Raw genomic sequence first — 26,062 nt, forward strand, 5'->3', positions numbered from 1 at the left:
CGTATTTTCTGTACCGTGCAAAGAATATCTAAGAAAGGAATAATTTCCAATGTTTAGAAAGAAAAATAGAATGACCGGAAGGATAATATTCCTATTAATTTTTCCCGATACTATCTGTTGCGCTGTATCCACATTTCCAGATCGTTATACTCATTGGTGATTTGATAATGACTTTCCGGAACGGAGAACAATTTTTTGTTTAATTCCAAAAGGTGATCTGGCGTAAGATTGTCAACCAGGAATTCCATAGTTTCTTCTTCATTTTCCAGATTTATTTCCAAAGCTATATTTCCTAAAAGGGTTGCTTTTTTAGAATCCGCCGTGCCTTTTTGTACTATAAAGGGTTTTTTGAAATACAAACTTTCATAAAATCGGTTTGTTCTGGCCAGAATATGATTTCCCATTATTTTGCTGGAAAAAGGATAAACTGCCCATATGATATCAACCGAGGAATAAATGGAATTCAGATCCTTTGGAGATTGGTAGGAGCCGAGATATCGAATCTGTTTTTTGCCAAGAATTGCTTCTTCATAATGCTTCGTCAAAGGCATAAATATTCCCCGTAAAATAATTTTAAACCCTTTGTTTTTTGAAAGTTTGATCAGGAAATCCAGCGACGCCGGACATCTTAAAACACCAAAATATCCGATTATTATAATTCTATTTTGATCATAGATTTCAGGAATGAATTCGCCAGAGTTTTCAATTTTGGGTGGGTGAATTTTATTTTCAATAATTAATGAATCCTGGATTGATATTTTTCGAAGGCCAATGAAATAATTTGAGAGAAAATCGGGAGAAGTAACAACTAACAGATCGATTCTCGGGATCGCTATTTTTTCAATCCACCGTATTAATTTTCCGGAAATGGACGGAGAGAAAAATATTTCTCTGATATCAGGTACTTCATAAATCACTTTGATTTTCTTTCCGGAAACAAGCCTGAAAATCAGACAGATCAGCATTAAATCAAATCCAAAAACATACAGAAAATCTTTGTTTATAACATTTTTTCTAAGTTGACCGAAAAGCCCGATGTAAACACCAATCCGTTTTCTATAAGATGCGTGTTCCATGTTTCCGATAAAAATGGGCGTATAGTTAGAATCAACACCATAATATTTTCTAAAAACTGCAAGGCAAAGGATCGACAAATTTATTTTTACAAGGGCATCCAAACGGGTTTGTTGATGCGCATCAGCCCAGTTATTAGAAATGAAAATCATTCTCATGGTTTGTATTTTTCAAGAATTCCCAGAAAACGATCCAATACTTGCTCATGTGAGAAATTATGACAAACAAAATCATATCCATTTTGTTGTTTCACTAATCGCTCATCCGGATTTTCAATGGCGTGTCGAATAGCATTTGCCAATTCCAAGGGATTGCCCGGACTTACCATCCATCCGTTTTTACCAAAATTCATTACTTCCGGGATACCGCCGACATTACTTGTGATTACACTTAAACCGATTGCCAAGGCTTCCAAATTTGCAACACCAAAGGCTTCCTGACGCGACGGGATTATAAGAAAATCATTTTCCTCCATCAATTTTTTTACACTTTCTTCCGATACCGGCCCAATGAGATTTATCGTGACATTTGCTGATAAATTTCTGTCCAAAATCTCTTGTTTGTAATTTATTTTCGGCCCGACGATTTGCAATTCCAGCGAAAAATCTTTCAACAAATTCAGGGCATCGATTAAATCAAACAAACCTCCACGGGTGAAATCTGATTTAATAAAAAGGATTTTGATACATGAATTTAGCACTGGAAATAGCTCAGGACGAGAATTTTTAATCTTGGCACCTTTATGTAAAATGTGAAGATTGCCAGGATCAGGTTTATAAATTTTCAAAAGAAATCCATGTAAAAATTGAGAATTAACAATAATTCCTGCTTCAAAAATGGAGGCAATTTTTTCAAGATATTTAAAAACAGAATGGCGAAAATATTTTCGACTTCCGTCAAAATTGCGCCAGGAAATGGACGCACTGGTATCGTCATTAATCATGCCGATTACCGGTTTGTTCAATTTTATAGCAGACCAGATTCCGGTAATCGCATTGTTGAAAACTATAATGTCAAAATTATATTCAGCTCTGAGTTTTTGACAGGCGTTATAATACGGGAACATTCTGTAAATGAATCCCCAGATTTTGGTAAAGAAATTCAGTTTTAAGTCTAACCTAAAAACTTTGTTCTGGTATTTGGCAAGAGAGTCAATGGAAATATCTTCTGTCAGGATACGGATTTCAACATGTTTGTAAAGCCGGTTTATTTCGAGTAAGTAGTTAGCAAATTTGGAAGGTCCGTTGACAACATTTTCGAACGTATTGGTACAAAAAAGTATTTTCATGATCATGAATTATGCTTTTGAAACAATTCCAATAAATCACGATAATTTCCGGAATCTGCTTTTTTGAAATTGTTTATCCCAATTTCTTTAAGATCAATTTCACGAGCCAAAGTCATACACGTTTTTAATTCCCCGGAATTTTGAAATAGTAATGATTCCTGATGATTTAATAAATCCTCCGTCGCACCAGTTTTTAAGGTAATAATCGGTTTCTTGAATGACATCGCCAGATCAATACTCCCGGAGTGATCTATTCTTGTAAAAGGTAACACAATAACATTCGCTGCATTGAAAAAATATTGAACTTCTTCTTTTGATATAAACCGGTTATACCAAATTATTCCTGGAACATTATTGGTTAATTTCAAAAGTTTAGAGAGATATTTTGAATCAAGACATTCTCCCGCAATGAAAAGATAATTCCCGGATTTTTGCACTTTCTTAAAAGCCCGGATCAGCTCTTCGAGACCTTTGTATTCTTTTATTTTCCCAAAAAAGAGAAAAACAAAATCATGGTCATTGATATTAAAATAGGCCCTGCTTTCTTTTTTTGATACATCATTGGGGTAATAATGATGATAAGGAATGTCTTGAATGACATAAATAACACTAGACAAAACCCTGAATTTATTAATGATTTCTTCTCTTACGGTTTCTGAATAGACCCTGATTTTTGTGCATTTTCTTAGAAAAAAAGCATAAATAATCCGCTCCCAGGGCAACCAAAATCCGCAATGATTTTGAGTGTTATGTAGGGTATGAATGATAGGAATTTTTATTAGAAAACGGAGATATAATATTTCAAGAATGAAAAAAAAGGATTTTGTCAAACTCCACGAAAATGTTCTCCCAATGATATAACTGTGAACCCAATCGAAATAAATAATGTCTGGTTTGAATTGATTTACGGCTTCATAAATACTTCCCAGTTTTCTCTTTTTACCAATAAATATCTCAAACCCATGACTTCTTAGAAACCCGATCATTTCATATTGAAATGGATTTTCAGGCCCGGCATCGGGCAGGATTAGTATTTTTTGATAAGACATTTTTTTCAATGAGCGGTTCGGGAAGTTTCATGATGAAGCAAATATTTAATTCCTTCAAGCTCATATCCATACCGGATTCTGCCTACATAATGTTTGCAAACACTTTCCTTTGGTATTTTTTCAAATGACACATCATATTCTTTTGAAAAATAAGCTGTATCCGTTTCGGAAACTTGTGCCAGCAAAGCCATTAAGGTTTGTTCCAGTCTGTAATCACTTTGTTGTTTCTTTAAGAAAGGATGTTTTAGCCAGAGCTCGATTTGGCGTAGGTTCAGATCCTTTTTGTTCATCGTCCACAAACCGGCATTAATCCTTGGTACAGGCGCAAAACCAAGCTCCTTTTTGATGTTGGCAGCACTTGAAATATAAGCATCAGCAATATCCTGGTTGAAATAATTAGTGTCAGAAATGGTTTTTAAGGACAGAAGATATTCTTTGGGATATTGGAAAAAGAGTACATCGGAATCAAGGTATCCTATCCGGTCATTTTGTGCCCAAATTGCGGTATCAATCAGTTTCATGGCCAATACATGTTTCTTACGATATTCCAAAATGTTGGGATAGGCCAGTAATTTCTGACTTGCTATAAAATCAGCAATATTACGACGTACAACCAATGTCCCTGGAAAATGATGATTAATGGTTTCTTCCATTTTATCATCCATGGTTCCATCGTCGTGAAAGATGAAGGAATGGCCTGTTTGTGCAAGATGATTTAGCTGTCCGGCTGTAACCATGGCCATTTCAAAATCACGTTTGCAAATGAGCATATGGATTTCAGACTGATTTCCCTGAATTTCATAAACAGGCAACCGACCTAGCATTTCCTGTCGAAGTTGTTTTCTGAAAATATTACGAACTTCGTTAAGGATACGCAGAGATATCCGGCTGGAAAGTGTCGGCGCAGAAATCATAGGTAGTAGAGGAGAAGCAATGAGTTTCATAGGGCTAATAAATTGGTATTGTTGATGGCTATTATCGACATAAGATTTTCTGCAAGAACAGGCAGAGAATGAAGCGGTGTATCTGATCGGATTTTTGGATTTGGACAATGTCTGAACTGTCCTCTGGCAAAGTTTTCAAAAATATTAATCAGCTCGTCATAACTCTTAATAACAAGAGAATCGGAAGTATTGAGATATTTGTCATTTTGATATTGATGTACAAATCCGTGTAACAAAGGATCTTTCTTTTGATCAGCGATATCGAGCAAATAAGACGGAGTATCAAAATAAATGGCTTCATAACCCATTGTAGTACCAAAATGCAGGAAAGCTTTGGCGTGTTTAATTTTCAGGAATTTATCATCGGACAAAGTGCTTTCCTCAAAAATTACATTGGGCAAAGTCGTGAGTGACGCATAAATATTTTTGTTTTTTTGAAACGGATATGGACGGATAACTAATTTCCAGTCCGGCAATATTGTTTTTAAATGAGTAGCAATTTGATGACAATATTTCACCTCCTGACGAGCCAAGGCATTATAGCCGGTCGCAAATCCAAAATATATGTACTGAAAATTATAAGGAAGTTTTTCAGTGCGATTCGCTTCATGACTGATAAATTTTTCAATGGGAGCAAATTGTGTGGCACCCCAGATTTTGATTTTCTCTGCTTTAATATGCTGCAATTTGATCAGATCCTCTTTTATCCCTTCATTCCAGACAAGATAATTTGTCCGTTTTGAAAAAGTTTTCATTTTGCAGGCATGATCCCAACTGTATACATAAGTCCAGACGGGTTTATTTTCCTGAATTATTTTGGCAAAAATAAAGTCATTGGAAATCTCGGTAAAGCATAAAAACATATCAATGTCTGTATCGATTAAGAATGACTTTTTTAGCTCGGAAACTAAATCAAGAAATTGGTCATAACTTATAATTTGGGGCGTAATTTTACTTAAAGAAAGCAAAGAAGATTGTATAATACGGGCCCATTTTTTGTTAGAAGAATTCGATAATTTGATATGCTCGGTCAGGTAATAATTGTAGCCGCTTGCCGGGAGTTTACCAAAAACAAGATAAGTATACTGCCAGAGCAGTTGAATTATTCTTGAAATTCCAGTCAAAGCCTGAATTGGAATAACAGTTACTGCGGGCAACAGTTTTCCCATCTTTTGTACGTCAGACTTCTGTACAAAAGCCACAATATGGTGATCCTGACTTAGCAAGTCAAGCAGATCACGAAAGTCTTTACGTGTATCAAGATAATTTGCCAGAACGCCTATTTTCATTGCAATTTTTGAAAAATGATAATCCGACTTTGTTAAAAAATAATTTATTAACGTTGATAGTCAGAAGATTTTCATTTACAGAAATAGTGGACTTTCTGGCTTGTTGAGTTTTGAAGTGATATCGGGTTTCTTAGATGTTAGATTTCAAAAAGAATTTTTGGTCACATATTTTGTTGTCCGGCATTTGTAATTCAGGATTTAATCCATGGTTAAAATCAATTCAGAGAACTTCAATTCCATGGCATAAAGCAGGAAACGTACTTTATTCGTTTTACGACTAATTGAAATTTGAATAATTTAAAAGTATAAAAATCAGTTAGACGGGTAAAATTCTTACGTTCATTTGATTTAAAATCAAACTCTTATTTGTCAAATTCAGTAGTGAATGTTGAGGTCTGGCATCTTCAAAAGTTATAAAAATTCCTTCTCCAATATTTTGGATAACGTGATTGTTAATGAAGAGTGAGATCAATATCTGATAAGTACCCGGACTGCAAATGATGTTATTCTCTGTAAAAACCGCTTCGTAATTTCCTTTTTCTGCTTGAAAAGGTGTTGAATAAACATTTCTAAGCAGAACATTATCGGATGTCAAAAGACCAACCGCTACCACGAGATTTGAAACTGAATAATGCGTTTGAAAACCAATTTTTAACTGCCATAAATCGGTAACTGAAAAATGGTTACTTAACTGATTTTCATTATCTGTAATTTTCAAATGGGTAAAATATGCTTCCTGGTTTTCAATCTTTTCAAAATGAAATTCACTTTGATTGTATGCAAAATTGTTAAGGTATTGCTTAATGGCCAGATCAGTTTCTCCCTGATATTCAAGTTTTCCGTTTTTCAGAAAAATACTTTTAGGACAAAGCGATTTCACGGATGTCAGATTGTGACTTACAAAAAGTACCGTCCTGCCTTCATTTTGGCTGACATCTTTCATTTTGTCAAGACATTTTCGTTGAAATTCTACATCTCCAACCGCTAAAACTTCATCAATGACCAAGATTTCGGGCTCCAAATGTGCAGCGACAGCAAAAGCAAGCCGGACGTACATGCCGGATGAATAACGTTTTACAGGCGTATCAAGGTAAAGTTCAACACCGGCAAAGGCGACAATTTCATCCAGTTTATTCTGAATTTCACTTTTCCGCATACCAAGAATTGCGCCGTTTAAAAAGATATTTTCACGACCGGTAAGATCCGGATGAAATCCGGTTCCAACTTCAAGTAACGATGCTATTCTGCCTCGGATGCGGATTCTGCCCGTTGTAGGTTTTGTGACCCGGGATAAAATTTTTAGAAGCGTGGATTTTCCGGCTCCGTTGCCTCCAATTATTCCTAAAACGTCACCCTGTTTTATTTCAAAAGATATATCGGACAAGGCCCAAAATTCCGTAATAACATTTTTTTTCAAAACTTCGCCAATTTTACTGACGGGATCAGCTTTACCTCTGGTAAGCGCCCACCATCGGGAAAGATCGCGGGAGATAGTTCCGGTTGAGATTTCTCCAAGCTGATAGCGCTTCGAAACATTTTCAAAATGAATGACCGTTTTTGTCATATTTATATCTTATCCATAAAAGTTTTCTCAACTCTGTTGAAAATTATGATACTGAAAAACAAGCTTGTTATCATAAATAGAGAGCTGTAAATCAGGTTGAAATACGACAGGTTTCCATGGCCGGTGAAGGCGTAGCGAAAAGCCTCAACAATGCTGGTGATCGGATTTAACAATAAAAGCCATCTGTATTTTTCAGAGGCAATTTCCAGGGGATACACAATGGGTGTTGCATACATGAGTAATTGTATTCCAAACTGGATTAAAAACCGCAAATCTCTATATCGGGTTGTCAGGGATGAGATCAATATTCCAAAACTGAAACCCAATCCCGACATCAAAATAATGTAAAAAGGAAAAAGTAACATAGTAATGTTTGGGCTTATACCGGCTGTTTTTTGAAATAGGAAATAAATCCAGACAAGTAGAAAAAGAATGAATTGAATGAAAAATTTAAGCAGACTGGAAATCACGATAGAAATGGGCGTTACCATTCTTGGAAAATATACCTTACCGAATAGATTCTGGTTGGCAATAAAGGTTTCAGACGTTTTGAGAAGGCATTCCTGGAAATAATTCCAGATCGTGATTCCGCCCAGATAAAACAAAATTTTTGGAGAACCGCCTGTTGAAATTTTTGCCATATTGCCAAAAATGATAACATACATGAGTGTTGTCAGCATGGGTTGGATAAAAAACCATAATGGACCTAAAATCGTCTGTTTGTAAGTAGCCACAACATCACGCCTCACGAACAAAAAAATGAGGTCACGATATTGCCAAAGCTCATGCCAGTTAATATCGAAAAGTCCGGTATAAGGGATTATTTCCAAATCCCATTTTTCTTCTGAATCGCTCATTGGATTATCAGTTAATACTTGATTTACCACGCCGTCCATCCGCCGTCGACCGTTAAAAGTGAACCTGTCATATAGGTTGAAGCATTGGAAGCCAGGAAAGTAAATGGCCCAATCAGTTCTTCACGATCACACATTCTTCCGAGAGGGGATAATTGAGCAAAGTTTTTTAAAAAAGCTTCATCGTGATCATTGTAAATTCCATGCGGCACAACGGCATTGCAGCGAATTCCTTCTCGAGCATAAAATGAGGCCAGGTATCTTGTAAAATTTGGAACAAAGGATTTAGAAGCCACGTAATCAATCGGTTTGTAATTCTGATTTCCATCTCCGAAGTCATACAGATTTTGATTAGGAGAAACCACAGAATAGGTTGATGCCACATTGATAATATTTCCTGATTTTTGCTTAATCATTTGTTTACAAGCATATTGGGTAATCAGTATTGTGCCGGTCAGATTAATATCAACTGATTTTTGGAGTAAATCGGTAGGATAATTTTCAAAGCGGCTTTGATTAACTTTTTTGGATGATTCCTTGTCAAATTTGGCGTCAAGTCCGGCGTTATTAATCAGTACATCCAGTCTGCCAAATTTTTGAATAATGGCGGTCATTGTCTGCTCACAACTTTTTTTGTCCGTAATATCCAGCTTTTGAAAAAGAAACTGGCTGGCCGGGAAATTTCTGGAAATTTCATTTTCAATCTTATTCTGTTTGCTTTCGTCAATATCAGCAAGAATTACGAAGGCGCCTTGTGCAAGAAATGCGGAAGCAATCGTTTGTCCGATTAGGCCATAAGCCCCCGTTATAAGAATAACTTTGTCGGCAATGGACAAAGAAACGTGTGTGTGATATGTGTTCATTATTGACAAATACAGATAATTACTTTTGATTCTTCGAGTGAGCGTAAAGAGTTCTCTTGAAAATTTCCGTCATGAATTTTTTGAAAAAAATTCATTATTTGCGATTCATAAAGCTTGTTTCTATCAAAATCCGGAATCGTTTGAATCGTGGTTTTCTCCTGATGAAAAGTTGTCATGATCGATTTGTAATAATCTATTTCAATTGATCCATCTTCAAATACGAAGCGGTACCAGCGTCTGGGATTTCTTTCGTGGAAATTCATATGACAATGTGCAGTAATTCCATTTTGATAGCCAATTGAAATGTCAGCTCCCGATTCCACGTTTATTTGAAGTGAAGCATTGTAATTTTTCAAAGTATGCCAGGTATTTACTGTACTTCCTGCGAGCCAGTTTACCAAATCAATATCATGACTGAGCGTGAGTGCGGCGCCTCCACCAAACTCTTTTCTTGCTGCGTAAGATTGTTGATAATCCTCCCACGGATGCCAGTCGGGCAGATATTCTCCCCAATACGTTTGCATATTGATCAGATTCCCCATTTTTTTATTCTGAACCATCGATTTGACAGTTTGGAAAAAATCATGATAGCGGAGCATATAAGCAATCTGCACACAAGCGTTATTTTTTGTAATAGCGTTTGTAAGTTTCTCGTAATCAGTCAAATTATGAGATAATGGTTTTTCAATCAGGATATGAATTCCTCTTTTCACACAAAGTAAAGCTTGCTCTGTATGTTGAAAAGTAGGTGTGCAAATAATCGCAGATTTGGGTTTTAGTGTATCGATTAGGCTTAAATCGGTAAAAATATTAATTGTTTTTTCATCAATATTCCTCAGAGGAAGATTCCTTTGTCGGTAAATCCAAATATTAGAATAACCTGATTTTTGAAGAATTTGAATATGCCTTTCTCCGATAGAACCAGCGCCAAAAATAAGAATTGGGTCATCTTTTTTAATCATGACTAAAACTTTACACAATCATATTTCAAGATCATTTCCTCGGCACGTTGAAAACTTGCCAGATCATCAATATCGATAGCGAACTGCTGTTCAATGATATAAGGGAGAATATTTTTACCCGACATTGATTTTTGTTTAATAATCACGTCAGCCCGAATAACATCCAGCGTTCCGATTTGCCAATATATTTCGGGTAAATTCTGGCGTGGTTGATTGTAGGATTCATGGATTATATCTTGTTGAAGCAATGGTTTCATTTTTATACTTGCTTCATCTAAAATCCACATTTTGAATGGAGTATGAAAAGCGGGAGTAACAATTCTTAAACTATCAGCTTCTGAACTTTGCATTTTGTGTATACAAATTTCTATATCATGAATAAAACGGACAGGAGACGTCGGACGAAATTGTACGACTAAGTTCGGCTTGTAGTTTTCATTGATATCAAGCCATTCCAGTGCGTGGGTGAATACTTCCAGATCCTTGCTTAAATCACCAGCAAAGTGGGCTGGACGGATAAAGGGGACTTCGGCTCCATAAGATCGTGCAACCTCCGCAATTTCTTCGGAATCGGTCGAAACAATCACACGTGTTATGGACGGTGATGCTAACGCTGCTTTTATACTGTAAGCAATCAAGGGATGACCGGCCATAAGTTTTATATTTTTTCCGGGAAGGCCTTTACTGCCACCTCTTGCTGGAATGATAGACAGAATCTCTTTCAATGTGCGTGTGATTTTAATTTGGTGCGCTGGATTTTTTCGACATCGAGTATGTCCTCAGACTTGAAATGTAAAGCCACGCAGGTATGATGAAGATCTCTCACCAGTTTTTGCAGGCCTGGCACTTCCAGAGATGCAGCGTGATCCGTTCCTTTCCAGGTTCGGTCTTTGGTAAAGTGCCGTTCAATCCATTTGGCACCCAAAGTATAAGCAGCAACGTCTATTGCAATACCCAAATGATGGCCTGAAAAGCCGAATTCTTTTATTCTATGTTCGAAATGGAAGTATAGTTTTCGTAATTCCAGCAGACAGATATCCTGGAAATCAACCGGATATCCCGAAGTGCAGCTGTAAAGAATTAATCGGTTTTGAGCCTGATTTGTTTCTTCAAAAAGGGTAACAATTGTTTCAATTTCCTCCCAGGTAGTCATTCCGACAGAAATATGAATGTCTCCATCATAATAATCACGGAGGTAAAGCAGCATTTCGAAATTGCAATTGCTGGCAGCAGGCACTTTGATGAAATCAGGATTGAGCGCTGCAATTTCTTGTGCGGAAGTTAAATCCCAAACCGAACAGGCATACCCAATTCCAAGATTTTCGGAGAATTGTTTAAGTTCTTTATGCTGGTCAATATTAAACTCCAAAGCTTCGCGATGTTCGCCATAAGTGGCTCCATAGGATTGATATGGAACGGGATGAGGCTTAATGAACTGCTCTTTTGTTAATAATTCCTTCGGATTTCGTTTTTGAAATTTGGCATAATCTGCTTTGCAATCTTTTGCTAAACCAATTAATTCTTTGGCAATATCAAGATTGCCCATGTGATTACAGCCAATCTCTGCGACGATTTTGGGCGGTTGATAATTCAGATAATTCATATAAAGTGTGTGTCATGTTTGAGTCAATCTGGAAATCTTACCTTTACCCTTTTCGTTGAAATATGTATTTCGTTTATAATCGTAACCATATTGATACGGATAAGCCTGCGATGCTGTTAATGAACTATATAGATTATCAGGATAAAAGTCATTGATTAACACTTCGATTTTGTCAATTTCGTAATCCACCGCCAGCGTTTCTGCGAGTCGGGAAGCATCTTGATCTGAGTACAGCCATCTTATAATAAACAGTATTAAATGACTTTCACGCAGCAGCGGAATATTATCAGAAACCAGTCCGACGGGAGCGGAATCCAGAAAAATGTAATCATATTCTTTTCTGCAATGGGTCAGTAAATCGTTAAACAAATCCTTTTGCAGAAGTTCAGCGGGATTGAATGGGGGAGGACCGGCCGGGATATAATCCAGATTTGATATGATTGAGGATTTTATAACATCATTCAACTGTGTTTTCTTTTGTAAATAATTACTCAAACCGTTTTCATTTGAATCTTCGAAAAAATGATGCAGTCTGGATTTTCGTAAATCGCAGCCAATAACAATAACCGTTTTTCCAATTTTTGTAAGAGACAAGGCAAGATTAACAGAAACAAATGTTTTGCCTTCGCCGGATTGCTGAGAGGTGATCAAAACTTGTTTTCCTTTTTCCGGATGTAATATCTGATTTGTATTTAAAAAACTTAACCGCGTTCTAAGCGCGCTGATGGATTCGGAAAAAATGGATTGATCGGATAATAACGTATTTAGCTTGATCCGGTTTTCCTTACCCTGCTTTTGCGGGAAATGGTAAATTAAGCCTAATAAATGAATACTTGCGGAAGCTTTCCCAAGATCAATATCTACAAATTTCCGGTTGAAATAACGTGCGAGAAAGATCGAAGAAATACCTGTTAATAAGCCAAGAAATAATGTTAGGGAAATAATCTGAGCAGGTTTTGGAAATATTTTCTCTACTTCCATCAATGTAATGATACGGAATGAAGGTAACATCCCGGCCCTTACGATGGAAGATTCAATTTCCTTGTTCAGCAGTAAAGAATAGATATTTTTATTGACTTCAAAATTGCTTTGAAGGTACAGGAAGTTTTTTTCAAGAGCCGGAATTTGTCTGAACTGTTTTTGTAACGATGCAAGATTCCGGCCAAGAATTCCAATTGTGCCTGCATTTTTCTGTTTTTGAAGTAAAATATTATCCAGTATTTGACCTCGGGTTTTACCAAGTTCCTCATCCAGGTTTTTTATGGCTGACGAATTAATACTGTATTTTATTAAGAGCTCTTTTCTCTTTGAGATCAATAAATTAAACTGATCAATCAAATCAACCAATACTGCATCCGTAGTTCCATCCAATCCTACCGACAGGTAATTAACCTGCTCAAAAGTATTTCCAAGATTTTTTTCAAGCGTTTGTATGTATGCTTTTTGGATCTCGGATTCATTTTTTCGTAGTTCGATAGCGCGTGTTTTTTCAGAAATTTCGATAGCAGAAGCACTTACATCGAAAACGGCATTTTTTTGTTTGAAAATCTCTAATTTATGTGCAGCTTCTTTCAAAGCATCCGAGTAAACTTTTAGCTGATCGTTAATAAAATGCAGTGTAAGATCGGAAGATTGTTGTTTTTGCCGAAGGTCATATAGCTGGTAAGATTCCAGTAGCTTTTCCAGGAAATCTTTGGCGAATGGTTTGTTATGGTGTTTGAACGAAACGGTTAGAACGGGCATTTTGTCCTCAATTTCTGTTACTTCAATCCGTTTCATAAAATCGCGTGCTATTATGGACGGATTGTTATAAACAAATTCAATGTCGAAGTTTTCTGTACTATTTATTTGTTCAATTTGGAATGATAAACCTGGTAACGAACAAGTTGTGCCCTTGGCAAGCTTGAAATTTTTAACGTAATCCTCGGTTTGATAGGAAAGTTCTGACCATGAATGAATTGAGAATTTTCCTTTTTCAAACTTCAATTCATCAAATGAAAGTACACGAATTGTCAGTGGTTTATAGGGGTAAATATCAATGCGACGGAAATCTTTTAACCGGTAAAAGGTAAAGGGATGGTGAAGTTTGGTCAAGGCATTTTCAACAACTTCACGGGATTGTATATTGTATTTTTCTGTCAAATATTCACTGCTCCCGTCATTGATCAGGTACGTGGGTTTTGTATTGGTGATCTCATCCAGTTCCGTTTGCTTGTCAAGATATTTAAGGTTGATCGACGCAACATATTTTGGTTTGACAAGTTTTAAAAACAGAAAGCCGCTAATACCAAAAAACAAAAGTGATCCTGCCACCCAATACCAGCGGCTAAGAATCACTTTGAAAACCTTTTGAAAATCCAGGGAATCAGAGTGATTAAGAAATTCTTCAAAAAAAGCACTTTCATTCCCTTTCGCCATTCTGTTAGTCAGATTGTAAAGTATGATTCAGCAACCGGGTATCCTTTAAAGTTTTGAAATAAGGATTTTCGACTGCCTCTTTTATATACTTATACTGACTTACGCGGTGCAGGTCACTTCCCAATGCTCCAATCCAGCCTTGTTGAATAAGCCTTTCCGCTGTTATTTGTTCTGTTGGCCCATAGGCGCCACCAATCGAAAGTAAATTTATTTGAAAAATCACACCCAATTCATGAATTTCAGCATAACGTTCGGGTTTGTTATGCCAGGCCTGATATCTTTCAGGATGTGCTACAACGGGCTGATAACCCTGCAAGATCATTTCCTTTAAAATATCACGAAAATAGGGCTGATCATGTCGCAGCGACGTTTCAACCAAAACATAATTTCCTGAAATAGGCAGGATTTCTTTTTTTTCGATCAGGGTTAAAAAATAGTCATCAGCGAAATATTCGGCAGCATACTGAATTTCCAGATCCGGATACTGCTCTTTTGTAACGTTGGTCAATTCTGTCCAGGCGTTATGAATTGATTCCTGCGTGTTTTTGAAAAAGTCGATCCGGATATGAGGTGTAGCAATAATTTTTCGAATTCCTGCCTGATAATGTGAATCAATAAGTGCCAGACTATCCTGCATATTTTGGGCTCCATCATCGATTCCTGGCAATACGTGCATGTGAAGATCCAGGCCTAACGAGCTTAAAATTCCTGAATTTGCGGTTTCAATTATAGTGGGTATCATTACCTGGTAATATTTACAATGAGTAACGCGAGATTTAGTGCAATCAAGACAGGTTGAAGAATGACGAGTTTTCGTGACAATTTAACAGATCTGATTCCTTCCTTCGAAGGCGGAATATAGACGATATCGTTGTCGGAAACCGGGAGATTCATTATTTCGGGATTTCCCAACTGATGAAAATCATATTCGATTATTTTCTGCTCTTTTCCATCTCCACGAATGATCTGAATCGTATTGCCGGCTTCATTGTATTTTATTCCGCCGGCTTTTGCCAAAACTTCGCCTAATGTTTGCGTCTCTTTATCCAACGTTACAAGGCCCTGAATGGTGCAGGCACCCAATACTTTTACCCGTAAATTGGTGATTTCTACTTCAAATATGGGTTCCCGGATAATGTCACTATATCGGGAAGCCAATGAATCAGTGAGCTGGGATCTTGTTAAACCTGCGACATGAAATTTTCCAATTTCAGGCATGATAATATCTCCGCCTTCATTTACCTGAACCGGATAACCATTTTCAGAAATAGACTGGCTATTTTGTATTTTGTCGGGCTCCGGAAATAAGCGGGAAGACCAGTTTAGATTATGGATCAATAATCTGTTGCCAGGCCTAAGCAAATAAGCACCTGTACTTTTTTGTACAGGTGCTGTTATAAGTTTTTCTGAAATTAATGAAGGCGACTTTTTTTGTGCCGTGCAGCCGATGAACAATAGCCATAAAGCTACACAGGATATAATCCGTGAAAACATATTTTTAAGTTGCCCGGAGGCATTATAGTGTGTGTTATTTTTGTATTATTCGCCGAAATGAACCTGCACTTTTTTCAAAGCCGATCCAATAACCTGGTGCATATCGTAATAACGATATTCTGCCAGTCTGCCGCCGAAAATGACTTTTACTTCATTCTTGGCTAATTCTTTATACTTACTGAAAACCTCAGTATTTTTATCATCATTTACAGGATAATAAGGTTCTGAGCCGGTTGTCCATTCTGACGGATATTCGTGCGTTATTACCGTTTTAGGCTGTGTTCCGAATTCAAAATGTTTGTGTTCGATAATTCTTGTAAATGGCGTTTCAGCGTCTGTATAGTTGATTACGGCATTTCCTTGATAATTTTCCTGATCCAGTAATTGATTATCAAAACGCAGGCTGCGGTATTCAAGTGAACCGTGGCTGAAACCGAAATATTCATCAATCTGTCCCGTGTAAACTACTGTTTCCGCCAGTGCACTTAATTCCTCTCGATTTTGGAAAAAGTCAGTATCCAATCTTACTTCAATGCCTTCCAGTAATCCTTCAGTCAACTTGTTGTAGCCACCAATTGGAATTCCCTGGTACTTATCGTTGAAATAATTATTGTCATACGTAAAGCGAACTGGTAATCTTTTGATAATAAAATCAGGAAGTTCAGTCGCCTTTCTTCCCCATTGTTTCTCTGTATATCCTTTGATCAGTTTTTCATAAATATCAACGCCAACCAGAGAAATAGCCTGCTCTTCCAGATTTTTTGGATCTGTAATGCCTGCTTCTTTTACTTGTTCCTGAATTTTCGCTTTTGCTTCTGCCGGTGTGCGCACCTTCCACAACTGGTAGAAGGTATTCATATTAAATGGAAGATTGTAAAGTTCTCCATTATAGTTCGCGACAGGGGAATTTGTGTAGCGGTTAAATTCTACAAAAGAATTAACGTAATCCCAGATATCCTTATCGTTTGTATGGAAAATGTGAGCTCCGTATTTGTGTACATTAATGCCTTCCACATTTTCGCAATAAGTGTTTCCACCAGTGTGCGGACGTCTGTCTATAACCAGACATTTTTTTCCTCTTTTAGTAGCTTCATGTGCAAAAACAGAACCCCAGAGTCCTGCACCAACTATAAGATAATCGTATTGAGCCATGCGTAATGTATATGAGTGGTTTTTATTTGAAGTGATTGTGTAGTTTTTGCATTGGTATAAAATCTTATACCAATGCAAATCTAGTGATTTGAAATAAGAAAGGCTCCCATCGGGAGCCTTTCTTATTTACTGAATTATTTTTATTCCTTATGGAAGAAGTTTCAATTCTACACGACGGTTTTTCAATAGACCATCACGAGTTGAGCTTTCAGCGATTGGTTTGAATGAACCGAAGTAATCAACGATTACTTTGCTGGCATCTTTCAATCCTGCTTCATTGATCAGGTAGTTTTTAACTGCATCTACACGACGGCGGGAAAGTGCCATGTTGTAACGATCCGTTGCACGACGGTCAGCGTGACCAGCCAATTGCAGACGACATCCGTTTTTGTTCATCAACATCGCTACGTTTTTCAACATATCCTGAGATTCAGGTTTAAGCGTGTTTTTGTCTGTATCGAACTGAACATTTGCGAAGATTTCGCTACATGCAGCACCAGTTGCAAGCGCGTTTTTCACGTAAGTGTCAAAGTCAAGAACACGACCGCTACCATCAACAATGCTTCCGGCTGGAGAATTTGGTTCTTTATCGAAGAAGTCAGAAACACCATCACCATCAGTATCAAGAAGTAATCTTGGATCGATATCTTTTGGACGGTTCGCTTTTGCAACAGAGTCCATTTCTTCAAGTGTAAGAATCTTAACAGGTCTCAACAATACTTTCGGATCTGTGTAACGTAGGTGGTAGTATCCTCCTTCGTCTGGCTTGTAAGCCCATTTTCCATCCTCTTTCTTAACTTTAAGAGGTTTCTTGCCAAGTTTGTAAGTCAATACTACCGAGCCGTAACCATAGCTATCAAGTTCGGAGTTTCCTTTGTGTGATGTCTTAGCATCTTTGATAGAATTAAGGTTTGGTGTTCTGTCGTAGTCACCACCCCAAGTTGCATCAAGATAATCAGAGTTTGTATAGTTCAAACGGAAATCAAGGCCAAGATCAAGACGTGAAGTCAATTCGTAGTTAACGGCAAGACCTGTTGGAATGATCCAGTCATTTTTCTTACCTGTTTCGCGAAGTTTAACGCCACCTGTAAGATCGTATGCTTTGGAATCATAGAAAACCTGACCGAACCCAACGTAAGCATCAACTTTCCAACGCTTCATTTTATTTGGTCCCATCAATAAACCTTTAAGGTTGACAGTTCCTGAAAGAGAAACATCCTGATATTTTCCTTCAAAATAACGGTTATAATTACGACGTTTCATACCACGCAAATTACCGATGGATCCGTCAAGACGAGCTCCAAACAAATACGAAAGTTGTTTGTTAATCGTTAAGCCTCCTTGAAAAGTTCCTGATTCTTTGTGGCTGTCGGTGGTAGTTTTGTTAACAGGCCAGAAATCGTATTCTCTCAAATCACCGAAGAACATCGAAGGACCTCCATGAATCGCGATTGACCATGTGTTAAGTTTGTAAGGGCCGTCATACGTAGCTTTTGGATTGTAATCCGGAGAATTCGGCTGCTCTAAGGGCTGCGCAATTGAAGGCAAAGCCATCAAAGACCCCAAGGCAAGCGAACAAATCAACTGGGATACTTTTTTCATACTATTCAAGTTAGCGTTATTAAGATTAACTAGGATTGATCTTTAATAATCAATTATAATAAAAACAATATATTATTTCGTGGCCAGATAACTAATCAAAATGCCTAGTGGGCACAAAATTAGGTTAACAATGTCATTTAATCAACTCCTATTTCTGAAATAGCGGAATTTAACTGTAATTAAAGCAAAATCTTTTCGAAAGAAATGTTCTTTTTCCAATTTTTCAAAGGCGTTGCATCAATTTTTTTTCAATTCCAGCCTTCCAGGCGGTAAATGTTCCTTCTATTATTTTTTCTCTTGCTGTGTTTACCAACCATAAATAAAAGGTCAGATTTTGGACACTGGCAATTTGTGCCCCTAACATTTCCTCTGATTTCACCAAGTGACGAAGGTACGCTTTAGAATAGAATGTACTCACATAACCACCAAGATTTTTGTCGAGAGGTGACAAGTCATCTTTCCACTTTTCATTCTTGATATTGATTATACCTTCGGTAGTAAAAATCATGCCATTGCGCGCATTACGTGTAGGCATCACGCAATCGAACATATCTACGCCCAGTGCAATGCATTCAAGGATATTGGCCGGTGTACCCACACCCATGAGGTAACGTGGTTTGTCCTTCGGCAGAATATCGCAAACAACTTCTGTAAGTTCGTACATAATTTCAGCAGGCTCGCCCACGGAAAGTCCGCCTATCGCATTTCCTTCACGCTCATAGGAAGCAATGACTTCCGCTGACTGTTTTCTAAGGTCTTTATATACACTTCCTTGCACAATTGGAAAAAGTGTCTGGCTATGACTGTATAAAGGTTGTGTTTCATCGAAACGGGTGCAGCAGCGGCCAAGCCACCGGTGCGTCATTTCCATAGAATTGCGTGCATACGTGAAATCACATGGGTATGGAGTACATTCATCAAAAGCCATTATAATATCTGCTCCGATTGTACGTTGTATATCCATCACGCCTTCTGGTGTGAAAGTGTGTATCCCGCCGTCAATGTGTGACTTAAATACCACACCTTGCTCGTTGATTTTTCTCCCCGTGCCCGCAAGTGAGTACACCTGATAGCCACCGCTATCGGTCAGAATCGGTTTGTCCCATCCATTGAATCCGTGAAGTCCGCCAGCTTTGTGAATAATGTCCAATCCCGGACGAAGATATAAATGGTAGGTATTACCTAATATGATCTGCGCTTTTATATCTTCCTTCAACTCCCGCTGATGTACTGCTTTCACAGTTCCGGCTGTTCCCACCGGCATGAAAATCGGCGTTTGAATTGTTCCGTGGTCTGTTTCCACTAGTCCCGCACGTGCTTTTGAATGCTGGTCCTGGGTTTGTAAGGTAAACTTCATTAATGGTAATATACAAGATGATGCTGCAAAAATAGGTGGAAGGCATCTAACATTCCTGACAATGACCGTATATTTGTAAAATTACTTATGGAAAAAATTTACACACCCCCTGTATCGTGACGGATTCTCTACTTTATGTGCTTTGCGCATTTGTTCTGATTCAGCTGTTTTATTATCTTTTTATTTTCACGCGACTCGCCTTTTACGGAAAGAGTAGGAATTATGAAAGTCGCCCGCCTGGGGTTACCGTCCTGGTTTGTGCCTTGAATGAGAAAGAAAACCTGATGGAACTGCTGCCACTTCTGGATGCCCAGGAATATCCTGAATTTGAAGTGATTCTGCTTGACGACCGCTCTGATGATGGAAGTGAGGAGTTTATGCGTGAAAATATTCATAGCTGGAAACACATTCGCTATATCCGTATCAACGACGAGTTTTCTCATGTCACACCTAAAAAATATGCGTTGACGGTTGGTATGAAACAGGCCAGATATCCATTGGCATTGATGACAGACGCTGACTGTCGTCCAGATTCGCTGCACTGGATTACGTCGATGACTTCACAGATCAGTGATGAAAAAGATATTATTATTGGGTTTTCGCCGTATGAAAAACATTCCGGTTTGTTGAACTGGTTTATCCGCTGCGAAACTTTCTACACAGCCGTTCAGTATCTTTCTTTCTCTTTGACAGGGTTGACCTATATGGGAGTCGGGCGAAATATTCTTTATAAAACCGAAGTGTTTTTTGCTAATAAAGGTTTTTACAGACACCGGCATATCATGGGCGGGGATGATGACATATTCTTGAACGAGGTTGCAACAAGCAGTAATACAGCTATTTCTATCGAACCGGAATCTTTTGTTTATTCAAAACCAAAAACAAGCTGGTCAACGTGGTTAAGGCAGAAAAGACGTCATTTGGCTGTGAGCCAGTTTTACCGGAAGCGGAATAAAGTGATGCTTGGGATTCTTTCTTTTTCACATATGATCACGTGGATAATAGGTTTCGTTGCCCTTGCTATTGGGGTAATGAATAAGGATATTCTTTTTCTTCAGGAGCTTGGCATTATAGTAGGTGTTCGCTGGTTTGTCCAGTGGATACTTTTTTTTATCATCAATAGAAAACTCGACAAAACGGTTGAGTGGTTTAGCTTTCCATTGATGGATTTTGCATTTTTTATTTATTATATCTTCTTCGGATTGTTTGTGATGACAAGAAGAAAACCCCGGACTACATGGAATTAATATTAAAATATTTCCCTGACCTTACAGATATCCAGCGTGAAAAATTCACTCAGCTGGAAGCATTGTACCAGGACTGGAATTCAAAAGTGAACGTAATTTCCCGTCAGGATATCGATACCTTATATGAGCGGCACGTGCTGCATTCATTAGGCATTGCGAAAGTGATTCAGTTCAAATCCGGGACGTCGGTGTTGGACGTGGGAACTGGCGGAGGCTTTCCTGGTATTCCGTTGGCAATTATGTTTCCGGATACACAGTTTCATCTGGTGGATAGTATCGGAAAGAAAATAAGAGTGGTGCAGGAAATAGCCGCCGCACTGGATCTGAAAAATGTAAAAGCCGAGCAGATCAGGGCGGAAAAACTGGAAGATACCTATGAGTTTGTAGTGAGCCGGGCTGTGACACGTATGGCGCCGTTTGTAGGCTGGGTTCGTAATAACATTAGCCGAAACTCATTTCATTCGCTCAGGAACGGTATTTTATATCTGAAAGGTGGCGATTTGACGGAAGAGTTGGCTGAACTGAATATCAAAACACGCTCTTATGAGCTGTCTGATTATTTTAAAGAAGAATTTTTTGAAACAAAAAAGGTCGTATACGTACCTTTGTAAGGAATTTTATAATCGCGTAAACTTATCTAACCATAAAAATATGAATGAGCGTTTTAGTGCCAGCGGGCTTATGAATCCATTTTTTCCTGATGAAGTAACATTTGGAGAAAAAGGAGTGACTTTTACAGTGAAAAAACTTTTCAAAAGCAATGACAACTTTGTTTTCTATTCCGATATTTCAGGAGTTGAAATTGAAAATAGTATGTTTTTTTCAACCATTCATGTGATACCAAGGATGCGTCCGGAAATAATTATAAATAATTTTTCAAAGGCAGATGCTAAGAAAGTCAAGGAGTTAATACTTGCGAAGGTTCAAAGTTGAAAAATATTTTTGTCAGGGACTTGCGCCATATTTATCGAATAACTATATTTGCACCACAATTCAGATAAACAATCGGATTTGAAATTCCTGAATAGCTCAGCCGGTTAGAGCATCTGACTGTTAATCAGAGGGTCGTTGGTTCGAGCCCAACTTCGGGAGCCCTGGTTCAGAAGCACTTAACGAGTAATCGTTAAGTGCTTTTTTCGTATATGACGTTAACTTTATGTTTTTGCAGGATATCTTGATGTATTGCTGTCAAGATTTAATTTTCCATCATCTTATTGACTAATTTTGTCAATTGAAATTTGAATGAACCAGCTCGAAATAATAGAAATCTTAATATGGTTTTGATTCTATTGGAGAGTGTACACCGGCCTTGTGGCCTTAATGTTTCGAAATAATACGTTTTCTAATCTGATAAATTATATGGCAATTGCATACTGGGTAGGATCTTCCAATCATGGTCACATCGGTAGTCCCCAAAACATGTTGAAAGAATTTATTCAACAAAATTACTGGGCCACTGACCTGAACCTGAAAAAGCGGGACAATAAACATATTTTGGCTTCGCTACAATCAATTAAGGTAAATGATCGGTTTTCCGTTAGCAGTTTGCGTAACAGATATCAGGAAGTTGATGTCAAAGTAATTGGTACGGTAACTAATGTCGATGACGCAGAAAACGGAAGACTGGAAATAAAGTGGGATGCAGAGCAGCCTTTATACTCTGGCTTGATCCCGCTTGGAACAAAAAATGAGAATTGGCATCAGGTACTTTTTAAGGTTACCACCGCAGAAAATATTACCCTGATATTTCCTGATTCGATCGTTAATAAAAAAGTTGCAAGGCTGGCCTGGAATGACGAAGGATGGACAAAACCTTCCGGTGTTAAAGGGAAAGCCTCATCGAATGATACGCTGGAAGGTAAATTTGGCTTCGGACTGGAAGAGTGGTTGTTTGACGTGAGTAAGGTCGTGGATGGCTATCATTACGGATTTCTTGAACCGATTCGTAAAGGTCAAGCAAGTCAGGCAAATAAATCATATCCCATCTGGTTATATACCATCAATGGTTCAACAAAAAAGCGCTATTGGATCGCTGAAATAAAAAAGACTATCGTAATTGATGAAGCTGAGGCTACTTTTGTAAAGCAAAAATACCAGGAGTTGGGATGGCTTAAAGAAATGCAAAAGCAAATCTCATCAGTAGGCTCCAAGGGTGAGGATTTGGCGGGTTATGCAGCGGTTGATTTGTTCAACGTAAAGTTTAAACCAGAAGATTTAATTATAAATCAAGAAGTAAAAGAGCTTTCAGATACGCATCCTGCAAATAAGGTTACGAAATACTCTTTTGCTAACTTCACGGAAGCATTTATAGTTGAGTAATAATAAGAGGATCAAACTTATTAGTTTGATCTGATTTAAAAAGCATTTATTTGAAGCACTTAATGAGAAATCGTTAGGTGCTTTTTCTTGCAAAATGAGTTTATTCTAAAAGTATAACAAATGCCGTCGCAATAAAAATCAATGTTAAAGAGTATCATTCCGAAAGCTAATTAATTAATCCTAAGTAAAATACGATTGCATTAGACTCGAATTTTCCCGCACTTTTCCTTTCAAATATTCATTAATCTATTTAGCTTGCGAAATACTTTTTGCGTGTTAAAAACGTTGAACTTTGATATTTAAGGCCGTATTAAATTTTTAATACTATGGTATCAGCAGAGATTATAGCAAAACAATTTGTGAACATGGGAATTTCCGCCGGCGATCCGGTTACACAAATGAAGTTGCAGAAAATGGTCTTTTTTGCTCAGGGATTGCATTTAGCCCTGCATCAGGAAATCTTATGTAATGAACCGTTTTTTGCATGGAAATTTGGTCCGGTCATTCCCTCAATATATCAGCTTTATAAAAAATGGGGAAGTAGCCCTATTATTGAAAAACCTGTTTCTGAGGATATTGGTTATTCTGATAATTCTGACTTATTGTCTTCTACTGAAAGGGAGACCATTGATTATACCTGGGAAATTACAAAGAATCTTGATGCAATAACGCTCTCAAACTGGTCACATGCAGCCAATTCACCCTGGGCTCAGGCCTATGCAAAAGGAGAAAATACAGTAATTTCTAACTCAATTATTAAGGAATACTTTGAGCAAAATCTCATCAAACAATCCGCCGGTACCGAGTCCTGAGCAAATTGTAGCACACGGAATTCAAATGGTTCAGGGAGCCGCTGGACATGAGACATTTTTTAGTGAACCGAATTCTGTAACCACCGAAACCTTACTTCAGGAAATTAGGAATCTTCAGGAAGTAAGGCATCTGGACAAGGAAAAAGATGTCGCGCTGCAAATTCAGATCGCACGTCTGGAAGGAGTAATTCAGGATATCAGTGAGCGGAAGAAATATGCAGCCCGTATATTCAAATTAGTCGCCACCTTTCTTTTTATAGTTGTATGCATCGTATGGCTCCATGGAGTCGGTAGTTTTTATTTGCTAAATCCGTTTGAAGGAGGTTTTTTGAAAGGCCCCAAGTCTTTTGAGTTTTCATTTCATCTTTCAGATACCGTAATCATCACTTTACTGACGACCACAACAGCTAATGTTGTCGCATTTTTTATTTTAGTGACGAAATATTTATTTCCAAATTCTTCGTTTCCAAATAATCATACGTTACCAGATGCCAATTCCTGAGCTGATCAAAAAGTGACGACTACGTCGCTTTATCAAGCGACTTCAAAAATTTATTCGCCGTTTTCAATAACGCTTTCTGTTTTTCAGCTTCCATTTTATCATAACTTTTAACCAACATCCCTATCCTCGGATTTCGCTCGAAGAAATCACGATGTATGTGCATAAATCGCCAGAAAAGCGCATCCCAGATTTCCTGCCAGGGACCTTTTTCGTAATTGCTCATTTTCATGATGTAATTGCTCGCACTGATGTAAGGTTTTGTAGAAAGCATGCCACCATCTGCAAACTGGCTCATGGCGTATACATTGGGCACCATCACCCAGTCGTAAGCATCCACAAACATTTCCATAAACCACCGATAAACTTCGTCAGGATCAAATTCGCATAAGAGCATAAAATTGCCCAGTACCATCAGACGTTCGATGTGGTGACAATAACCGCGCTCTAATACTTTTTTGATCGTTTGGTCAACAGGTTCAATGCCGGTTGTTCCGTCATAGAAAGATTGAGGTATTTTTCTGGTAAAATTCCAGAAGTTTTTGGTTCTGGCGACAGAGCCCTTGCATTCATAATATCCACGCATAAATTCACGCCAGCCAATTATTTGCCGGATAAATCCTTCGGTTGTATTCAGCGGAATATTTTCTTTTTCAGAATATTTTAAGACTTTTTCGACAATTTCCCTGGGAGCGATAAGTCCAACATTTAACATCGGCGTAAGTATGCTGTGATGTAAAACTGTTTCTTCTTTCACAATCGCATCTTCATAGGGACCGAATTCTTTAAATCGGTTTTCAAGAAATTCGTGAAACCACTTTTCTGTGGATTTATGATCTCCGGGATAAAAGGAATACTTTGTCAGATGTCCCGGATTGTTGTTAAAATGTTGCGTAACGTAGTTTTTCGCTTCTTCGTAAAATTCATTGGTTTCCGGATAATTAATATACGGCGGCTGTTTCTTTGCCGGATATTTTTTTCGGTTATCAACGTCATAACTCCATGAACCTCCGAAAGGTGCATTTTTTTCGTTAATCAGAATTTTGTGTTTTTTTCGCTCCTGAATATAAAATTCAGTTTGAAAAAACTTCTTTTTTTCAAATTTGAAAAATACCGACAAATCTTCTTTACTATTCAGGAACAATGGGTTGGGGTAGGATACCATTTCGATTCCCGCTTTTGCAGCACACGAAACAAGCCGTTTCTGAAGCCAGTTATCCGTGGGATCTATGTAATGAATTGTTTCAACTTTCCTTGATTTCAGACTCGCCACAAACTCCCTTATATCGGAAAGTGGATCGATAGTTTCGATGTAAAAAACTTCAATATTTTTTGATTCGAGATAAGCCGCATAAGATTTCATCGTGGCCCTGTGAAAAGCGATTTTTTGTTTGTGAAAAGCAAATTCCTTGAAGAAAAGATATTCTTCCAGCAAATAAACCGGATAACCGTTTTCAGCAACCGGACTTTCTCTAAAAAGCTGGTGCGGAAATATAACGTTAATTGCTTGCATGAGGCTTGTTTTTATTTCCCCGGCACTTGTCGCTGCAATATTTAACTTCGTCCCAAACCTTTTCCCATTTTTTTCGCCAGGTAAAAGGCCTGCCGCAAACGACGCATATTTTTACGGGCAAATGCTCTTTTTTCATTTAATCGAATTGATGATATTTAA

Annotated in this window: 25 protein-coding genes and 1 tRNA gene; 7 read left to right on the forward strand and 19 right to left on the reverse strand. The window is 37.8% G+C overall.

Annotated features, from left to right (window positions below; translation table 11 throughout):
• Nucleotides 1-110 precede the first annotated feature (110 nt).
• The 17 genes from FZF08_RS25810 to tgt form a co-directional block, all read right to left on the reverse strand.
• Nucleotides 111-1,232, reverse strand: a complete 1,122-nt coding sequence (locus FZF08_RS25810) for a hypothetical protein (RefSeq protein WP_159475675.1) — start codon at nt 1,230-1,232, stop codon at nt 111-113.
• The gene (locus FZF08_RS25815) at nt 1,229-2,362 is read right to left on the reverse strand and encodes a glycosyltransferase family 4 protein (RefSeq protein WP_159475678.1); all 1,134 of its coding nucleotides are present in this window, start codon (nt 2,360-2,362) and stop codon (nt 1,229-1,231) included. The genes FZF08_RS25810 and FZF08_RS25815 overlap by 4 nt, the downstream gene beginning before the upstream one ends.
• A 2-nt stretch (nt 2,363-2,364) precedes the next feature.
• Entirely contained in the window at nt 2,365-3,411 is a 1,047-nt protein-coding gene (locus FZF08_RS25820; RefSeq protein WP_159475681.1) for a glycosyltransferase family 4 protein, read from the reverse strand.
• 5 nt (nt 3,412-3,416) lie between these two features.
• The gene (locus tag FZF08_RS25825) at nt 3,417-4,355 is read right to left on the reverse strand and encodes a hypothetical protein (RefSeq protein WP_159475684.1); all 939 of its coding nucleotides are present in this window, start codon (nt 4,353-4,355) and stop codon (nt 3,417-3,419) included.
• Nucleotides 4,352-5,644 (reverse strand): hypothetical protein, encoded by a 1,293-nt coding sequence (locus FZF08_RS25830; protein ID WP_159475687.1) that lies wholly within the window; start codon nt 5,642-5,644, stop codon nt 4,352-4,354. The genes FZF08_RS25825 and FZF08_RS25830 overlap by 4 nt, the downstream gene beginning before the upstream one ends.
• A gap of 316 nt (nt 5,645-5,960) precedes the next feature.
• Nucleotides 5,961-7,208, reverse strand: a complete 1,248-nt coding sequence (locus tag FZF08_RS25835) for a polysaccharide ABC transporter ATP-binding protein (protein WP_159475690.1) — start codon at nt 7,206-7,208, stop codon at nt 5,961-5,963.
• A gap of 2 nt (nt 7,209-7,210) precedes the next feature.
• Nucleotides 7,211-8,065 carry an ABC transporter permease gene (locus FZF08_RS25840; RefSeq protein WP_159475693.1) on the reverse strand — a complete coding sequence of 285 codons (855 nt, stop codon included), beginning with the start codon at nt 8,063-8,065 and terminating at the stop codon, nt 7,211-7,213.
• 23 nt (nt 8,066-8,088) lie between these two features.
• The gene (locus FZF08_RS25845; protein ID WP_159475696.1) at nt 8,089-8,925 is read right to left on the reverse strand and encodes an SDR family oxidoreductase; all 837 of its coding nucleotides are present in this window, start codon (nt 8,923-8,925) and stop codon (nt 8,089-8,091) included.
• A complete protein-coding gene (locus FZF08_RS25850) occupies nt 8,925-9,887 on the reverse strand; it encodes a Gfo/Idh/MocA family protein (protein WP_159475699.1) in 963 nt (320 codons plus the stop codon). The genes FZF08_RS25845 and FZF08_RS25850 overlap by 1 nt, the downstream gene beginning before the upstream one ends.
• Before the next feature lie 2 nt (nt 9,888-9,889).
• Nucleotides 9,890-10,612: a cytidylyltransferase domain-containing protein gene (locus tag FZF08_RS25855; protein ID WP_200837166.1), complete on the reverse strand. Its 723-nt coding sequence runs from the start codon at nt 10,610-10,612 to the stop codon at nt 9,890-9,892.
• Nucleotides 10,609-11,490 (reverse strand): N-acetylneuraminate synthase family protein, encoded by an 882-nt coding sequence (locus FZF08_RS25860; RefSeq protein WP_159475702.1) that lies wholly within the window; start codon nt 11,488-11,490, stop codon nt 10,609-10,611. The genes FZF08_RS25855 and FZF08_RS25860 overlap by 4 nt, the downstream gene beginning before the upstream one ends.
• Nucleotides 11,491-11,502: 12 nt before the next feature.
• Nucleotides 11,503-13,908, reverse strand: coding sequence for a tyrosine-protein kinase (locus tag FZF08_RS25865; RefSeq protein WP_159475705.1), 2,406 nt, complete (start codon nt 13,906-13,908; stop codon nt 11,503-11,505).
• Between the two features lie 4 nt (nt 13,909-13,912).
• Nucleotides 13,913-14,650: a tyrosine-protein phosphatase gene (locus FZF08_RS25870; protein WP_159475708.1), complete on the reverse strand. Its 738-nt coding sequence runs from the start codon at nt 14,648-14,650 to the stop codon at nt 13,913-13,915.
• On the reverse strand, nt 14,650-15,402 hold the full coding sequence (locus tag FZF08_RS25875) for a polysaccharide biosynthesis/export family protein (protein WP_159475711.1): 753 nt from the start codon (nt 15,400-15,402) through the stop codon (nt 14,650-14,652). Before FZF08_RS25875 ends, FZF08_RS25870 begins: the two co-directional genes overlap by 1 nt.
• Nucleotides 15,403-15,447: 45 nt before the next feature.
• Nucleotides 15,448-16,554 carry a UDP-galactopyranose mutase gene (gene glf / locus FZF08_RS25880; RefSeq protein ID WP_159475714.1) on the reverse strand — a complete coding sequence of 369 codons (1,107 nt, stop codon included), beginning with the start codon at nt 16,552-16,554 and terminating at the stop codon, nt 15,448-15,450.
• Nucleotides 16,555-16,701: 147 nt separating this feature from the next.
• A complete protein-coding gene (locus FZF08_RS25885; RefSeq protein ID WP_159475717.1) occupies nt 16,702-18,156 on the reverse strand; it encodes an OmpA family protein in 1,455 nt (484 codons plus the stop codon).
• A gap of 223 nt (nt 18,157-18,379) precedes the next feature.
• Nucleotides 18,380-19,513 (reverse strand): tRNA guanosine(34) transglycosylase Tgt, encoded by a 1,134-nt coding sequence (tgt, locus tag FZF08_RS25890; protein ID WP_159475720.1) that lies wholly within the window; start codon nt 19,511-19,513, stop codon nt 18,380-18,382.
• Between the two features lie 116 nt (nt 19,514-19,629).
• Here tgt and FZF08_RS25895 point away from each other — a divergent pair, with 116 nt between their 5' ends.
• The 7 genes from FZF08_RS25895 (at nt 19,630) to FZF08_RS25925 (ending at nt 24,393) form a co-directional block, all read left to right on the forward strand.
• On the forward strand, nt 19,630-20,760 hold the full coding sequence (locus FZF08_RS25895; RefSeq protein ID WP_159475723.1) for a glycosyltransferase: 1,131 nt from the start codon (nt 19,630-19,632) through the stop codon (nt 20,758-20,760).
• Nucleotides 20,751-21,371, forward strand: coding sequence for a 16S rRNA (guanine(527)-N(7))-methyltransferase RsmG (gene rsmG, locus FZF08_RS25900; RefSeq protein ID WP_159475726.1), 621 nt, complete (start codon nt 20,751-20,753; stop codon nt 21,369-21,371). Before FZF08_RS25895 ends, rsmG begins: the two co-directional genes overlap by 10 nt.
• A gap of 40 nt (nt 21,372-21,411) precedes the next feature.
• Complete coding sequence (locus tag FZF08_RS25905; protein WP_159475729.1) at nt 21,412-21,693, forward strand: hypothetical protein; 282 nt, start codon at nt 21,412-21,414, stop codon at nt 21,691-21,693.
• 85 nt (nt 21,694-21,778) lie between these two features.
• Nucleotides 21,779-21,852: transfer RNA gene (locus FZF08_RS25910), tRNA-Asn, on the forward strand.
• A 267-nt stretch (nt 21,853-22,119) separates the two neighbouring features.
• Entirely contained in the window at nt 22,120-23,079 is a 960-nt protein-coding gene (locus FZF08_RS25915) for a hypothetical protein (RefSeq protein ID WP_159475732.1), read from the forward strand.
• A gap of 326 nt (nt 23,080-23,405) precedes the next feature.
• The gene (locus tag FZF08_RS25920) at nt 23,406-23,891 is read left to right on the forward strand and encodes a Panacea domain-containing protein (protein ID WP_159475734.1); all 486 of its coding nucleotides are present in this window, start codon (nt 23,406-23,408) and stop codon (nt 23,889-23,891) included.
• A complete protein-coding gene (locus FZF08_RS25925) occupies nt 23,848-24,393 on the forward strand; it encodes a hypothetical protein (protein ID WP_159475736.1) in 546 nt (181 codons plus the stop codon). Before FZF08_RS25920 ends, FZF08_RS25925 begins: the two co-directional genes overlap by 44 nt.
• 19 nt (nt 24,394-24,412) lie before the next feature.
• Here the strand turns inward: FZF08_RS25925 and FZF08_RS25930 are convergent, their stop codons facing one another.
• Both FZF08_RS25930 and FZF08_RS25935 read right to left on the reverse strand, forming a co-directional pair.
• Nucleotides 24,413-25,903, reverse strand: a complete 1,491-nt coding sequence (locus FZF08_RS25930) for a cryptochrome/photolyase family protein (RefSeq protein ID WP_159475739.1) — start codon at nt 25,901-25,903, stop codon at nt 24,413-24,415.
• A complete protein-coding gene (locus tag FZF08_RS25935) occupies nt 25,890-26,039 on the reverse strand; it encodes a DUF2256 domain-containing protein (RefSeq protein ID WP_159475742.1) in 150 nt (49 codons plus the stop codon). Before FZF08_RS25935 ends, FZF08_RS25930 begins: the two co-directional genes overlap by 14 nt.
• Nucleotides 26,040-26,062: the final 23 nt, after the last annotated feature.

The organism is Dyadobacter sp. 3J3 (assembly GCF_009801115.1).
GTDB lineage: Bacteria > Bacteroidota > Bacteroidia > Cytophagales > Spirosomataceae > Dyadobacter.